Here is a 12,083-nt window from a genome sequence, read left to right on the forward strand (position 1 = left end):
GAACAGCTTCGTTAAGTTTACCGCATCTTGGTCAAAGTCGCCCAGCCATTGATACTTCAGGAAACCGTTATCACGCAGGCTCCATTGACGACGGCAATAATGGAAGCTCCAATCATTGCCCTCACGCGGAAAATCAATCCACTCGGGATGACCAAACTCATTGCCCATGAAGTTCAGATACGCTTCGCCTGCGGCCGCAAGCGTAAACAGGCGGATCATCTTATGAAGTGCGATCGTGCGATCGATCACAGGCGTATGGCAAGCCTTGTCCATATCGGTATACATATGCGCATCTGCCAAACGGAAGATCATCGTCTTGTCACCAACAAGTGCTTGGTCATGGCTCTCTACATATGCGACCGTATTCTCGCCAGGGCGACGCAGACACATGTTGCCCCACATCTGACCGAGATTCCAATCTTCGTCTTTCTGCTCTTTTACCGTCTTGACCCACATATCGGGAAGCCCCATACCCAAACGGTAATCAAATCCGATACCGCCGTCTTCGATTGGCAAGCACATACCCGGCATGCCCGACATGTCTTCCGCGATCGTGATCGCCTCAGGCTTCACTTCGCGAATAAGCTCATTGGCAAGCTGTAAGTATGTGATAGCTTCCGTATGCGTATTGAGCGAGAAATATTTATTGTCATTGTCAAAATTCGAACCCAAGCCATGGTCATGGTAGAGCATCGACGTGATACCATCGAAACGGAATCCGTCAAAGTGATATTCCGTCATCCAGAATGCCAAGTTCGACAAGAGGAAGTGGATAACCTCATCCTTGCCATAGTTGAAACACTTCGTTCCCCATGCAGGATGATCACCTTTTGCACCGCTGTGGAAGAACTGCCATTCAGTACCGTCGAACATATTGATGCCCTCTGCCGTATTTTTTACTGCATGAGAATGAACCACATCCAATAATACACGCATACCCAATTTATGCGCACGGTTTACCAAATATTTCAGATCCTCGGGCTCACCGAACCAACTCGATGCCGCGAAGAAATTCGCTACCTGATAACCGAAACTGCCGTAATACGGGTGTTCCATGATCGCCATCAACTGGATCGCATTGTAGCCTGCCTTCTTGATGCGCGGCAACACATATTGTGCAAACTCACGATAACTGCCGACCTTGCCTTCTTCCTGTGCCATGCCGACGTGCGCTTCATAGATATACAGCGTCTGAGCAGGTTTGAACTTCTCGTCCGACCACTCGAACACTTTGCGATTGTCTACGACCTCTGCGCACCATGTCACAGAATCCTTATCTTGTACCACGCGACGAGCATAAAGCGGAATATGCGTCGTTCTTTCCATATTCGCATCAACGACCGTCTTGACTTTACAACCATGCCAGAGCGCATCGTCACCCTTCAAGACAAGCTCCCAGACACCGCCATCCAGACGTGTCATCGGATGCTCCGTCAGATTCCAGTCATTGAACTCACCTGTCAAATATAACTGATGCGCACTCGGCGCCCACTCGCGATATACCCACTCACCATCTAAATGATGAATGCCAAAATAATGATGTCCATTCGCAAACTCTTTCAGCGTGCCACCCTTCGGCAAAAGACGTTTTTTCGTATCCTCGTATAACTTCATGCGAAGCTCAATATCCGACTCAAACGCCTTCAACTGTGGATTCAACTCCAAAATTCGATACATACAACATCACCTTCTCCGAAACAAAATCTTACATTCATGTAAACAAGGCAAACCACAAAAAGAATGCCTCATTATACACTTCTTATAATTATACCAATAAAAACGCATTTTTACAATAGCGGTAATATATAACAAAACAGGATGCTGCTCGCATCCTGTTTTTATCATTATTCTTATTTACCGAGTTCGTCAATGGCTTGTTTGATCTTAGCTGCCATGCCGTATACTTTTTTCTGCGGGATCGCGCAGATCGCGATACGGATACCGCCCGCGAGCGGTACTGCGAAGATATAGTCGTCGTGAAGACGGTCGCAAACAGCCTCTGTATTTTTTGCGGGGATCGTCAGGAAGAAACCTGCACGATACGGGAGCATCGTAAGGCCACATTCCGCCGCTTCTTTCATGAATACATCTGCTCTGCCGCGAATCGACTGATAGAAGCTTTCACGTTCACTATTGAGGCGTGCTTTGAGTTCAGGATCGTTGTTGATCGCTTGGAGCGTGTACTGCGCACTGCGGTTGATGTTCGACCACGTTGCACGACTGCTGTACTGGTTGATGTCAACGAATTCTTGGATGACATCTTTGTTCGAGGAGATACCGATGATAGCACCTGTTCTCTGACCATACATCGTATATCCCTTGGACATACTGAATGCCATGAGCACCAATAAGTTGTCGGGAAGGTTTTCGAATTGTTTCATAAAGTCACGTGCCTTGTCACCTGCATAGTCGAGATATGCAATATCGACCACAAGAATGACTTTTTTCGACGGTTTTTTCGCCGCTTCTCTCAAGACCCACATAACGTGTTCCCAGTCACCTTCCGTTAAGCTGTAACCTGTTGGATTGTGTGCAGGTGTATTGAGGATCACCAGGAGATTGTCTTGTTTTGTAAGAATTTGATTCGTTTTTCCCATGAACGACATAACGTCGAAATTCATTTCTTCGTCGAACAGTCTGAACGTATCGAATTTGCGAAGAAGATCACGGCAGAATACTTTGTACGGGCCCCAATACCAATCGGACGTCAAGACCGTATCGTTTTCTTCTGTATAGTTCCAGATCGCATGATGGATAGCACCTGCGCCGCCCGAGGTAGCTACTGCTTCGATATACGCATTCGGTTTAGCATCACCGAATGTCAAATCAATGACCGTATCAAGATACGCAGGAAGTCCCGCGATCGGCGCATAGCCAACGAACTCATTCGTCGGTATCTTGCGATACGTTTCCTCTACAACAGGGATACAAGCCAATTTTTCATCATCGTTCATATAGGCACCGATCGTTGCATTAACGACCTTGTCTTTGCCCACCTCTTTAACTGCCGCATTCGCTGCCGCATTTGCACCAAAAATATTATCTTGCGCAACCTTGCCTTTTGCATGGTTCGCTGCCACACTCATCATCATACTGTTTTCCTCCTTATCATCGCAGCAGTTTTCTTGCGTCTGCCACATACCTACATTATATTCTGTGAAAACATTTGTACTCCTGCCATTTTTTTAAGTATTCAAGTATACACAAGAAGTATACAAGTATACATTAAACTTGGCATAAGAAAAGCAGGGATGCTTCCCTGCTTTTATCGTTTATCTTATTGACCGAAGAAGTTTTTGTGGATGATCTGGACAGCTTCTTTTACTTTTGTGCCTTCTACCAAGCAAGAGATGCTGATCTCGGATGTGCTGATGATCTCAATGTTGATACCTGCTTCAGCGAGCGAACCGAACATTTTTGCTGCGATACCCGGGCTGCCGAGCATACCTGCACCAACGATCGATACTTTTGCAACGTTTTCTGCATACGTTACGCCTGCTGCATGAATTTTTTCTGCAACAGCTTCTGCCGTTTTCTTAGCCTGTGCCAAGTCATCGAGAGATACCGTGAATACCATGTCAGTGATATTCGTTTCTGCCGTACGAATGCTCTGTACGATCATGTCTACTGCAACATTGTCTGCAGCGAGTGCGGAGAAAATGCTGTGTGCTACGCCCGGCGTATTCGGTACACCCAAAATAGCGATTTTGGCAACATCACAATCGTGTGCTACACCTGTAATTGCATGATTTTTATCTTCCATCGTATATTCCTCCCTAATAATCGTTCCCGTATCCGTCGTAAATGTCGAGCGAACATGAATCGGAATGTTATAATGTTTACCCATTTCTACGGCACGCGGCTGCATAACGCCCGCACCGAGTCTTGCAAGTTCAAGCATCTCAAGATACGTTACTTCTTGCATTTTGAGTGCGCCTTTTACGACACGCGGGTCAGTCGTGTAGACACCGTCAACGTCCGTGAAGATCTCGCACACATCTGCTTTGAGCGCGCCTGCAAGTGCTACCGCCGATGTATCAGAACCACCGCGGCCGAGCGTCGTGATGTCGCCGAGATCGTTCGCACCTTGGAAACCTGCAACAACAACGATTTTGCCTTTTTCAAGCTCATCGAATACACGCTGCGGTTCGATGCCCATGATCTTACCTTTTGTATGTACGTTGTTCGTACGCATACCGACCTGCGGACCGGTAAGCGAGATGGCATCATGACCGAGTGTTTTGAACGCCATAGCAAGAAGTGCGATCGATACCTGTTCACCCGTGGAAAGAAGCATATCCATCTCACGCGTGTAGAGGTACGGTTCTTTTGCAATGCCCTTCGCCAATGTGATCAATTCATCCGTCGTATCGCCCATTGCCGATACAACGACAACGATTTTATCATCTTCATTTTTTTCATTCAAAATACGTTTGGCAACATTCATGATCTTCTCGGTCGTAGCAACCGAGCTGCCGCCGAATTTTTTAACTATTAACGCCATGTCGATCCCCCTAAACAATAAAACAATCAGAGTTACCATGTTTACATTCGCGCAAAAATCCTAAAATCCTTTTGTATTCAAAGGTTTTTTACCATTTTTTTGTGTTTTTTCTTGTTTTTCTGCATTCTGTATACACCGTTACTCCTTTTTCGTATTTTCCTACACCGAACATAGACAATTCAACCTCGTTATGGTAGGTTTATAATAGATATGAGATTCAATAATATATTGCAAAGGAGTTATAACGAATGAACAACACTGTGATTCCTGTTGACCAAAAGCTCCCACTAATGCAGACGATTCCGCTCAGTTTGCAGCATCTGTTCGCGATGTTCGGCGCAACAGTCCTCGTACCGATCCTGTTCAACGTGAATCCTGCCACGATCCTTTTGTTTAACGGTATCGGAACACTTCTTTATCTTTTTATCTGCAAAGGAAAAGTCCCTGCTTATCTCGGTTCGAGTTTCGCTTTTCTATCGCCTGTTTTTCTCGTACTTCCACAGTACGGTTACGAGGCAGCACTCGGCGGCTTCATCGTAGTCGGTGCGATATTCTGTTTAGTTGCACTACTGATACGCAAGGTCGGAACCGCATGGATAGATGTCGTCTTCCCGCCTGCCGCAATGGGCGCGATCGTTGCCGTTATCGGACTTGAACTGATGCCGACAGCCGCAAGCATGGCAGGCCTCAATACAGAAACGATCGACATGAATGCTATCATTGTATCCGTCTTCACGCTTATCGTGACCATAGTCGGTTCGATCGCCTTTCGCGGATTTCTCGCTATCATTCCGATCCTCATCGGCGTTATCAGTGGTTATGCACTCGCCTTCTTTATGGGAATGGTCGACTTAACGCCCGTGCAAAATGCACCGTGGTTCGCCGTGCCGACCATCTATACCCCGACATTCAATCTTAGCGCGATCGCTATTATCTTACCCGCCGCACTCGTTGTTATCGTTGAACATATCGGTCACTTGATCGTAACGGGCAATATCGTAGACAAAGACCTGACAAAAGACCCCGGTCTTGACCGCTCCCTCCTCGGCAATGGTATCTCGACGATGTTCTCCGGCTTCTTCGGCTCGACACCGAATACGACATACGGCGAAAACATCGGCGTTCTCGCCATTACCAAGGTATTCAGCGTATGGGTCATCGGCGGTGCCGCAACCTTCGCTATCATCCTCTCGTTCGTCGGCAAACTTGCCGCTGCTATCCAGAGTATCCCGACACCTGTTATGGGCGGCGTATCGCTCCTGCTCTTCGGCGTCATTGCGGCAAGCGGTATCCGTATGCTTGTCGAATCGAAAGTTGATTACAATAAGCCCGTCAACCTTATTCTGACCTCCGTCGTACTCGGTATCGGTGTCAGCAATGCCAGCATCACCCTCGGCTCTGTCACGCTCCGCGGTATGGCACTCGCAACCGTCATCGCTATCGTACTCAGTCTTTCTATCAAACTTCTTGAAACTGTACAAAACAAAAAATAATCCAGACATACAAAAAGACCACTCTTTTGAGTGGTCTTTTCCCATCCTACGAACGGAAGTTCGTGAATTGCAAGTCGATATCGAGATCCATCGCTTTGAGTGCAGCGATCGCCTGCTGAAGATCGTCTTTATTTTTACCAGTTACGCGAACCTGGTCGTCCATAATCTGCGTCTGAACTTTGAGTTTCAGTTTTTTGATCTCCGCAACGACTTTTTTCGCATTGTCTTGCTGAATACCTTTTTTCAATTTTACCGTCTGTTTGACAGTACCTTGAGATGCAGGTTCGATCTTACCATAGTCGAGGCATTTGATCGACACACCGCGTTTTACCATTTTGGCTTCAAGGATAGCCGTTACGTTTTTCATTTTGAAATCGTCATCGCTGACAAGTTTGATCACGTCTTTTTCAAGCGTGATCGACGATTTGCTTCCGCGGAAGTCGAATCGCTGACCGATTTCTTTGATAGCCTGATTTACCGCATTGTCTACTTCCTGCAAATCAACGTCGGATACAACGTCGAACGAACAATCTTTTGCCATGTTACTATTCCTCCTATCTTCGTCTTACGCGAATGACCATGATCCGCGTAAAAAACACATACATAAATGCGAACGCGCCGCCTATCATAAAATAGAATGCGACAGGCATCGTCGCCCACAAGTTTTCCGTTCCGATCAAACAGAGTGCCAACGTAACCATATAGGCGTACAATGTTGTCGGATACTGTTCATTCTGCGGACGCGGAGCCAGTAGCATCCAAACGAGAAATCCCCAAGCCATTACTTGCAATTCTGTTACGCTGCCCGTTTCCATCACTCCTTATTACGATCTATCTTAATTTAATTCGCGCTTTTTTTTGCTTTTCCTTCTCATAGACACTCTTTTGTCATTGCTATACACATAATCGCATGACATCGAACATATACTGTAACCAACATTAGTGAAAGGAGACGATCTATGAAAAAAGCATCACGTACAGCGCGTCCTGCAGTCGATACCGACCATCTTGCCAAGCTCCATCACGAAGCAGCTGCCGTTCTTTCTCTCTTGTGCTCCGCACTTACATGTGCCTCATCATCTGACGGCGAAATTCGCGATATGCTCGACACGATCGCACAAGACCATCTGACTGCTTATCTCGACCTGCTTCATACGATCAGCCTGCATGATACAACGATCGGCAATCATTTTTCATCACCACCGAATACGTCCCCTGTCCTATCAGTCAGCCGCCAGCTCCGCCGATTGCTTGCCGAAGCACTTCTTCTGCGCCATCAGCGTATGGAATCACTTGCTCGTACAGAAAGCAGTAAACGATTCTACCAGGACGATATGCTCAATAAAGAAAAGGAACACCTGTCTGTCCTCGTCCATCTTCTTACTGCCTGACAGGATTTTATCTTCGTGAAACGAATCTAATAAATATAACGCTCGACCATTCTGTGAAGGAGATAATCATGCTTACATTTCATATACATAGCGAAGATGACGGGCTTGATCTCAAGCAATACCTGCGCAGGCGTGCCGCCGTTTCTCTGACAGCTTGGCGCAAGCTGAAACAGACAGGCACCGTTACGGTCAACGGAGAGCCTGCCACGGCACGAACGATCCTGCATACAGGGGATACGCTCCATCTCGTCTGGCACGAGGACAATCATCTTACTCCGACTGCCAAACCGCTTCGTATTCTCTATGAAGATGAGTTTCTGCTCATTATTGACAAGCCTGCCGGCGTTCTTGTTCATCCGACGGTGAACGAAGACGGTACGTCTGTCGGTAATATCGTCACGCATTATTACAAGCAAAAAAATCTGCCTATTGCGTTTCACCCCATTCACAGACTGGACAGAGGGACATCGGGCATCCTTGCCATTGCCAAGGTAGCACATATTCAGCAGATATTGTCTGCCGAAAATCATCAGCAGATGAAGCGTTCCTATCTTGCGCTCGTACATGGCACGACAAAACCACGCGGCTCTGTCACCACACCGATCGCACGTAAAGAAGGCAGCATCATCGAACGAACCGTAAGCGCAGACGGGCAAGATGCACATACCGATTACGAAACGCTCCTTTCTCGTGACGGGCTGTCACTCGTCAAGCTCACGCTTCACACAGGGCGCACACATCAGATACGTGTCCACATGGCATCGATCGGCCACCCGCTCATTGGCGATGACCTGTACGGAAGTACTTATCAGGACTTTCCCAGACAAGCACTCCATTCCGCACAGCTCACATTCATTCATCCCATTACAAAGCAAGAGATACGCATCCATTCTTCACTGCCGAGCGACATGACACATCTTTTAATGTGCTATACTATTTAAAAGTTTTTGTATACATAGTGCATTGTAATTTTTTTCGTGATATAATAATTACAAGCATTAAATTTTATCAATAACAAACGGGGGGTTTTATCATGGCATTAGTTACTTCTAAAGAGATGTTCCAAAAAGCCTATGAAGGCAAATATGCAGTTGGTGCCTTCAACGTAAACAACATGGAGATCGTTCAAGGTATCGTTGACGCTGCAAAAGTAGAAAACGCACCGCTTATTCTTCAGGTATCGGCAGGCGCACGTAAATATGCAAAACATATCTATTTGATGAAACTTGTTGAAGCTGCTATGGAAGATTCGGGTATTGACATTTGTCTTCACCTCGACCACGGCGAAGATTTCGAAATTTGTAAATCCTGTATCGACGGTGGTTTCTCCTCCGTTATGATCGACGGTTCCAAATTCCCGTTCGAAGAAAATATCGAATTGACTCGTCGTGTTGTAGAATATGCACACGAACGCGGCGTTGTTGTCGAAGCAGAGCTTGGCAGACTTGCAGGCGTTGAAGATGCCGTTAAAGTTGCTGCAAAAGATGCTACGTACACGGATCCGGATCAGGCTGTTGAATTCGTAGAACGTACGGGCGTTGACTCGCTCGCTATCGCTATCGGCACAAGCCACGGCGCATATAAATTCGCAGGCAAACCGGAACTTGATTTCGCTCGCCTCGAAAAAATCAGCAACATGCTTCCGAACTTCCCGCTCGTACTTCACGGCGCATCGACAGTACTTCCTGAATTCGTAGCAAAATGCAACCAGTTCGGCGGTCAGCTCAAAGGCGCACAAGGCGTACCGGAAGATATGCTTCTCCAAGCAGGTAAACTCGGTGTTTGCAAAATCAACATCGACACCGACCTTCGTCTTGCTATGACGGCTTCGATCCGTGAACATTTCATGACGAATCCGGATCACTTCGACCCAAGACAGTATCTCAAACCGGCTCGTGCAGCGATCCAGGCAATGGTTCAGCACAAAATCAAAAACGTGCTCAACTGCAGCGGCCGCGCATAAGAACACATACAAAAAGACGCTCTTTCGAGCGTCTTTTTTATTTGCTTATAGCATCTTCTCGCATAACGATATATACACCTGCAAAAATAAGTATCATACCGCAAAAAAATCCCATTCCTATCGTTTCACCAAGGAAGAGCCATCCGAGAAAAGCTCCGACGAGCGGCTGAAAGAAGAAGTAGATGCTTCCGCTTCCGACAGCACTTAGTCTGAGTCCTTCATTCCACAGATAGAACGCAACAGCAGTCGCAATAATGCCCAGATACCATATCCACCCACCGAGTGGTGATGTCAAAAGGTCTACGGCATAATCGAACGTTACATTCTGCCAGACGAGCGGTGTCATGATAAGCGATGCGAGCATCAGCTCATACATCGTAAGCACAGCCTGCGAATAATGCGTCGGTATCTTTTTTACCAGAACGGACATGAGCGCCCATGTCAGCGCGGCAAAAAACAGTATCATACCACCGAGCTGTATCGTCGTCGTTTGCGTATCGAAGCCGATAACAAGAAGCACACCTACAGTCGATAAGATGACAGCAGTCGCTTTGCGCACAGTGATTTTTTCACGCAGTATAAAAAATGCAAAAATGACCATAAATGCAGGTACAGCCGAAGTGATGACAGCTCCCATCTGTGCAGTAGAAAGCTGTGTCCCTACGAACTGCGTCCAAATGGATAAAAAGTATCCGATCGTGCCGACAGCGACGATCCACTTGATGTCTTGTTTCGCAACACCAAGCGGTATTCTCTTCACCAATACGGCACCACTGAGAAACAATATCGCGATCAAATATCGTAGCCATATGAGAACGAGCGGTTCGACCGTTTCCATCAGATACTTGCTGACGACGTATACACTCCCCCAGATAGAGGCGGCACCTGCAAGATAGATAGCACCTAAGACAGAAGGCTTCATACTATCCCCGTCTTTCGTATCAAAAAGTAGCGAAAACGCAAGGTTTTCGCTACTTTTTTATTTGCCGACAGAAGCACCGTAAAGAACGAATGCATTTTCGCCGTCGAGTCCCAAAATCTCATTCATCGCATTATCATCGAATGCACCGATAGCACAAGCACCGAATTTGATAGCACCTGCTGTCAGATAGAGGTTCTGACAGATATGTCCTGCATCGATCATCAGATAGCGATATCCGCGTTCACCGAAACGCCACGTCATACGGTCGACTTGCGCCGCCCAGAAGAATACAACACTTGCCGTCTGTACGATCGGCTGTGTGCATCCGCGCGATGCGATCTCGTTCATCATTTCTTCTCCGCCTACTTTGACAAGCAGATGTTCGATAGCAAGGAAACGATATACACCCGGCGCAATACCTTCTACATTGCGGATAAGAAGATACGTTTCAAACGCATGACGACCGCCCGCACTCGGTACATTACGCACCGTACGGTCAGTGACCATTTTCACGCCCTGCGTGCACCAGAGAAGGAGCGAGAGCTGTTTGAGCGTCATCTCTTCTCCGCCATATTGACGAACACTGCTTCTCAGCTCGATCAATTCGAGAAAACTGCCCTCTACATCATCAAGAAAGTCAGGTTCGGGGATCTGTACAAGCTCGCTTTTGCCATCATAAAGCACTTCCAAATACGGCTCTTTCACACCTTGCTCTCTGAGTGCATTCTGCGGCATGTCAGAGTTCGTTGCCTTCATAAATTGTTGACCGATTCCCATTTTTACTTTCTCCGTCCTTTCAATTCACCCAAGAGCTTCATCGGCTCGATTCCGTGGAAGGCAAGAAGTACCATGCAATGATACCAAAGGTCTGCCATCTCATAGAGAATCTCGCTTTCGCTCATATTTTTCGATGCAATGATCGTTTCTGCCGATTCTTCGCCGACTTTTTTGAGTATCTTATCTTGCCCTTTTTCAAACAGATAGCAAGTGTACGAGCCTTCTGTCGGGTTGTTCTTACGCGACATGATCGTGCTGTAAAGTTCGTTCAAGATCATCGCAGGCGAATCGTCACCATAGACTTTTTTCGGATCGAATACTTGCTCCATATCACGTTCTGTTTCGCCAAGCTTACGGCTGAAGCAAGAATATGTACCTTCGTGACAAGCCGCACCGACTTGCTCTACTTGGATAAGGAGAGTATCGCCGTCGCAGTCGTAGCGAATTTCTTTGACACGCTGAATGTTACCCGAGCTTTCACCTTTTGTCCAGAGGCATTGGCGCGAACGACTGTAGAAACAAGTAAGCCCCGTTTCTACCGTTTTGGCAAGAGATTCTGCATTCATATATGCCATCATCAAAACTTGTTTCGTTTCAACGTCTTGAATAATGGCAGGTACAAGTCCTTTTTCATCAAATTTGATAGTATCTAAATTCATAATCGTACTTCTACTCCTCTCTCTCTCAAGTACTCTTTGACTTCACGGACACGGAACTGTCCGTAATGGAATACCGAGGCCGCCAGCACGGCGTCTGCTTTGCCTTCGGTCAATACTTCGTAAAAATGTTCGAGTTTACCTGCACCGCCCGATGCGATGACAGGAACGGATACAGCTTCCGATACGGCACGCGTAAGCGCAATATCATAGCCATCTTTCGTACCGTCTGCATCCATGCTCGTCAAGAGGATCTCGCCCGCACCGAGCGCCGTTGCTTCGCGCACCCATTCGAGCACATCAAGGCCTGTCGGTGTACGACCGCCGTTGATATAGACTTCCCATTTATTGTCGCCGACACGTTTGGCATCGACAGC

General features: G+C 47.0%; 13 protein-coding genes. 4 read left to right on the top strand and 9 right to left on the bottom strand.

The window, feature by feature from the left end:
* From IJN28_06360 to IJN28_06370, 3 genes are all read right to left on the bottom strand, one after another.
* Positions 1 to 1,677, bottom strand: a 1,677-nt coding sequence (locus IJN28_06360; GenBank protein MBQ6713390.1) for a 1,4-alpha-glucan-branching enzyme, incomplete at its 3' end; no start/stop codon positions are given.
* Positions 1,678 to 1,850: 173 nt separating this feature from the next.
* Positions 1,851 to 3,092: an aminotransferase class I/II-fold pyridoxal phosphate-dependent enzyme gene (locus IJN28_06365; GenBank protein MBQ6713391.1), complete on the bottom strand. Its 1,242-nt coding sequence runs from the start codon at positions 3,090 to 3,092 to the stop codon at positions 1,851 to 1,853.
* A 185-nt stretch (positions 3,093 to 3,277) separates the two neighbouring features.
* Positions 3,278 to 4,504 (bottom strand): aspartate kinase, encoded by a 1,227-nt coding sequence (locus IJN28_06370; GenBank protein MBQ6713392.1) that lies wholly within the window; start codon positions 4,502 to 4,504, stop codon positions 3,278 to 3,280.
* A 248-nt stretch (positions 4,505 to 4,752) separates the two neighbouring features.
* Here IJN28_06370 and uraA point away from each other — a divergent pair, with 248 nt between their 5' ends.
* Positions 4,753 to 5,997 carry a uracil permease gene (gene uraA / locus IJN28_06375; protein ID MBQ6713393.1) on the top strand — a complete coding sequence of 415 codons (1,245 nt, stop codon included), beginning with the start codon at positions 4,753 to 4,755 and terminating at the stop codon, positions 5,995 to 5,997.
* A gap of 46 nt (positions 5,998 to 6,043) precedes the next feature.
* Here uraA and IJN28_06380 read toward each other — a convergent pair whose 3' ends face one another.
* Both IJN28_06380 and IJN28_06385 read right to left on the bottom strand, forming a co-directional pair.
* Positions 6,044 to 6,538: a YajQ family cyclic di-GMP-binding protein gene (locus IJN28_06380; protein MBQ6713394.1), complete on the bottom strand. Its 495-nt coding sequence runs from the start codon at positions 6,536 to 6,538 to the stop codon at positions 6,044 to 6,046.
* 13 nt (positions 6,539 to 6,551) lie between these two features.
* The gene (locus tag IJN28_06385) at positions 6,552 to 6,812 is read right to left on the bottom strand and encodes a hypothetical protein (protein MBQ6713395.1); all 261 of its coding nucleotides are present in this window, start codon (positions 6,810 to 6,812) and stop codon (positions 6,552 to 6,554) included.
* Positions 6,813 to 6,956: 144 nt separating this feature from the next.
* Here IJN28_06385 and IJN28_06390 point away from each other — a divergent pair, with 144 nt between their 5' ends.
* The 3 genes from IJN28_06390 (at position 6,957) to fba (ending at position 9,351) form a co-directional block, all read left to right on the top strand.
* On the top strand, positions 6,957 to 7,388 hold the full coding sequence (locus IJN28_06390; GenBank protein MBQ6713396.1) for a hypothetical protein: 432 nt from the start codon (positions 6,957 to 6,959) through the stop codon (positions 7,386 to 7,388).
* A gap of 68 nt (positions 7,389 to 7,456) precedes the next feature.
* Positions 7,457 to 8,329: an RluA family pseudouridine synthase gene (locus IJN28_06395; GenBank protein ID MBQ6713397.1), complete on the top strand. Its 873-nt coding sequence runs from the start codon at positions 7,457 to 7,459 to the stop codon at positions 8,327 to 8,329.
* Positions 8,330 to 8,421: 92 nt separating this feature from the next.
* Positions 8,422 to 9,351, top strand: coding sequence for a class II fructose-1,6-bisphosphate aldolase (gene fba, locus IJN28_06400; protein ID MBQ6713398.1), 930 nt, complete (start codon positions 8,422 to 8,424; stop codon positions 9,349 to 9,351).
* Between the two features lie 37 nt (positions 9,352 to 9,388).
* On the opposite strand, the gene IJN28_06405 is transcribed toward fba, so the two are convergent.
* The 4 genes from IJN28_06405 to IJN28_06420 all read right to left on the bottom strand — a co-directional run.
* Positions 9,389 to 10,273: a DMT family transporter gene (locus IJN28_06405; protein ID MBQ6713399.1), complete on the bottom strand. Its 885-nt coding sequence runs from the start codon at positions 10,271 to 10,273 to the stop codon at positions 9,389 to 9,391.
* A gap of 57 nt (positions 10,274 to 10,330) precedes the next feature.
* Positions 10,331 to 11,050: a SagB/ThcOx family dehydrogenase gene (locus IJN28_06410; GenBank protein MBQ6713400.1), complete on the bottom strand. Its 720-nt coding sequence runs from the start codon at positions 11,048 to 11,050 to the stop codon at positions 10,331 to 10,333.
* Positions 11,051 to 11,052: 2 nt separating this feature from the next.
* Positions 11,053 to 11,709 carry a bifunctional phosphoribosyl-AMP cyclohydrolase/phosphoribosyl-ATP diphosphatase HisIE gene (locus IJN28_06415; protein ID MBQ6713401.1) on the bottom strand — a complete coding sequence of 219 codons (657 nt, stop codon included), beginning with the start codon at positions 11,707 to 11,709 and terminating at the stop codon, positions 11,053 to 11,055.
* Positions 11,706 to 12,083, bottom strand: a 378-nt coding sequence (locus IJN28_06420) for an imidazole glycerol phosphate synthase subunit HisF (protein ID MBQ6713402.1), incomplete at its 5' end; no start/stop codon positions are given. The genes IJN28_06415 and IJN28_06420, both read right to left, overlap by 4 nt.

Source organism: Selenomonadales bacterium (genome assembly GCA_017442105.1).
Lineage (GTDB): Bacteria > Bacillota > Negativicutes > RGIG982 > RGIG982 > RGIG982.

What these genes read in the sequence shown, in the direction of transcription:
- IJN28_06365 (MBQ6713391.1), bottom strand. Translation starts at nt 3,092, where the DNA reads ATGATGATGAGTGTGGCAGCGAACCATGCAAAAGGCAAGGTTGCGCAA.
- IJN28_06380 (MBQ6713394.1), bottom strand. Translation starts at nt 6,538, where the DNA reads ATGGCAAAAGATTGTTCGTTCGACGTTGTATCCGACGTTGATTTGCAG.
- IJN28_06390 (MBQ6713396.1), top strand. Translation starts at nt 6,957, where the DNA reads ATGAAAAAAGCATCACGTACAGCGCGTCCTGCAGTCGATACCGACCAT.
- IJN28_06385 (MBQ6713395.1), bottom strand. Translation starts at nt 6,812, where the DNA reads ATGGAAACGGGCAGCGTAACAGAATTGCAAGTAATGGCTTGGGGATTT.
- IJN28_06405 (MBQ6713399.1), bottom strand. Translation starts at nt 10,273, where the DNA reads ATGAAGCCTTCTGTCTTAGGTGCTATCTATCTTGCAGGTGCCGCCTCT.
- fba (MBQ6713398.1), top strand. Translation starts at nt 8,422, where the DNA reads ATGGCATTAGTTACTTCTAAAGAGATGTTCCAAAAAGCCTATGAAGGC.
- IJN28_06410 (MBQ6713400.1), bottom strand. Translation starts at nt 11,050, where the DNA reads ATGGGAATCGGTCAACAATTTATGAAGGCAACGAACTCTGACATGCCG.
- IJN28_06415 (MBQ6713401.1), bottom strand. Translation starts at nt 11,709, where the DNA reads ATGAATTTAGATACTATCAAATTTGATGAAAAAGGACTTGTACCTGCC.
- IJN28_06370 (MBQ6713392.1), bottom strand. Translation starts at nt 4,504, where the DNA reads ATGGCGTTAATAGTTAAAAAATTCGGCGGCAGCTCGGTTGCTACGACC.
- uraA (MBQ6713393.1), top strand. Translation starts at nt 4,753, where the DNA reads ATGAACAACACTGTGATTCCTGTTGACCAAAAGCTCCCACTAATGCAG.
- IJN28_06395 (MBQ6713397.1), top strand. Translation starts at nt 7,457, where the DNA reads ATGCTTACATTTCATATACATAGCGAAGATGACGGGCTTGATCTCAAG.